At 58.5% G+C, this 1916-nt stretch carries 4 protein-coding genes; all 4 read right to left on the bottom strand.

Annotated features, from left to right (window positions below; genetic code table 11):
• Window positions 1-213, bottom strand: a 213-nt coding sequence (locus AMD30_RS25650) for a hypothetical protein (protein WP_231632850.1), incomplete at its 3' end; no start/stop codon positions are given.
• A 292-nt stretch (window positions 214-505) separates the two neighbouring features.
• Window positions 506-865, bottom strand: coding sequence for a hypothetical protein (locus tag AMD30_RS24200; RefSeq protein WP_055477361.1), 360 nt, complete (start codon window positions 863-865; stop codon window positions 506-508).
• A gap of 75 nt (window positions 866-940) precedes the next feature.
• On the bottom strand, window positions 941-1399 hold the full coding sequence (locus tag AMD30_RS24195) for an Imm63 family immunity protein (protein ID WP_055477360.1): 459 nt from the start codon (window positions 1397-1399) through the stop codon (window positions 941-943).
• Window positions 1392-1916: glycohydrolase toxin TNT-related protein (locus AMD30_RS25855; RefSeq protein ID WP_156354420.1), on the bottom strand; the 525-nt coding region annotated here is incomplete at its 5' end. The genes AMD30_RS25855 and AMD30_RS24195, both read right to left, overlap by 8 nt.

Genomic DNA, 1916 nt, shown 5'->3' with positions numbered 1-1916 from the left:
AAAGTCCGTGGGTATCAATGTCAAAGTCAGGCCATACCCCAACCCGATCTCAATGCGTGGTCCGTGTGTGTCTGTGTTTTCGAGCGTGTAGTAGTTGTCATACGGTTTGCCAAAGTACCCATCTGGCAACCTCAGGGTAATAACTGATGACGCGTGTATGCCGAAGAAGGTCTCGATTGCCCGCCTTGCGGATTCGGCAGTCGAGACGGTCATTCGGCCGTTCGTGTTTCGTCAGAGACTCTTCTGGCCAGAGTGATATGGAGCCGTTCCGCTGCTGGACAGCGATCTCGACGAGCCCACTGAACGGCCCCCCGTCGCGAACGCACGGGCCGGTGGGCCGACCCGCCCGTCGCTGACTTCTCTCTCATCGCTACTCCCCGCAGTCATCACCGTGTCCGGTCAATGCTAAGTCGTAAAGCCGTACTTCCCTGCTAGGTATCCACATGGACTGTGGTGGCATCGTCTCCGACGCGCGGCTTGTTTCCTGGTTGACGCACAACCAAGTTCACTCGAGTAGCTTGCGAACTTCTGTGCGCACCTCCTCGATGCTCGAGTATGGCGTCGAACCGCCCATCTTGTACAGCGACAGGACGAAGATCAGTTCCTCGTAGGCGTCGTCTTCGTACAGGTCGCGCTTCAGAATCTCGGCCTCGAGATCGGCGACCGCAAGTGGGTTTTCGGGCTCCAGCAGGACGTCGGACATCGCCCGAGTCAGTTGTGGATCGTGGATTGGCTTGTTCTGGTCGATGTGATCACACCCTCCCACCAGTCGTGACTGCCAAGCGATCTCGTAGGTTGCGCGTTCAGTACCTGACATGGGCTTGCCACCCTGCCGCATGACGTGCTGGATTGCGAAGCGTGCCACGGTGCTGCAAGCGGAATCGGCGTCTTGGAACGCCGACCACCCTTTCCGCTGTCCCCGAACCCACGAACTGGCATCTCAATCCTGGAACGGCGAGTGCGCAAGGATCTTCGTGATCTCGCGTGACGTTCGCGACCCCCATTCGGCGTCCTGGGATGCGACCAGCTCGCGCCACAAAGGGAACCACACACGACGCGGATCGGTAGCTTCGTTGTATTCTTTGGTTTTGGCTGCGGCACGCTTTGCGAGCGAACGCGCAACGTCGTCGACCACCCAGTAAACAAGTTCGTCAGGATCCCTGGTCTGTTTGTGCATCACCACTCGGCCCCTGTCCCGCGCCTCGTAAACGAGGGTTCCGTCAGCCTCGTCGTGAAAGAATGCTGATCCTTCGTCATTGTTCTGTTCGCTACCCGGCACGAAGACGCTCGAGGACGACACTCCGGCGTTGTCCGCCATCGATTCGACACAACTGTCAATAAAGTCGGATATGGCCCTTAAAAGGTGCCACCCGCTGCCGGTGAATTCCTGCCTACTCATAGTCGAATACCTCCTTGAAAAAACCCTGATTCTCGAGGTCCGTCACCCTGCCCGGGAGTTCATACTGTATTCCTCCACCTGGTTGCCCAAACGCCGGACCGGTAAGTCCTGCTTTGACGTCGAATGGCTTAAGGACTTCGAAAACCCGGTATTGAAGCATTTCGGCGCCGGCCCGCATTGCCCGCTTGGGAATAGGTGTGCCTACGTCTGCGACGAAGTAGCCATACTCGTGGCCGAACCGGTCAAAGCGTTGACCTGGTTGCATTGTGAACCGCGCCGGCGGATGCATAAATCCGTCGTTTGACGGCCAGGGCGATCGTGCAATCTCCGTTGAATGTCGATGTTCAGGAGCGGCCGGAGTTTCACATCCCTCGGTGGGTGCGAGCCCGAAGGGATCTGCGCACCCCACGGGGTTGCCTGGATAGGCGTGCGGGTTAGGTGCGGGAGTCAGTCCCAGCGGGTCCGGGCTCAGGTACCTCCCGGTCCCCGGATGGTAGTAGCGGAAACGATTGTAGTG

This window comes from Gordonia sp. HS-NH1, from assembly GCF_001418765.1.
In the GTDB taxonomy this organism is placed as follows: Bacteria; Actinomycetota; Actinomycetes; order Mycobacteriales; family Mycobacteriaceae; genus Gordonia.
The sequence above is the reverse complement of the archived record's forward strand: the minus strand, read 5'-3'. Positions and strand labels throughout refer to the sequence as shown.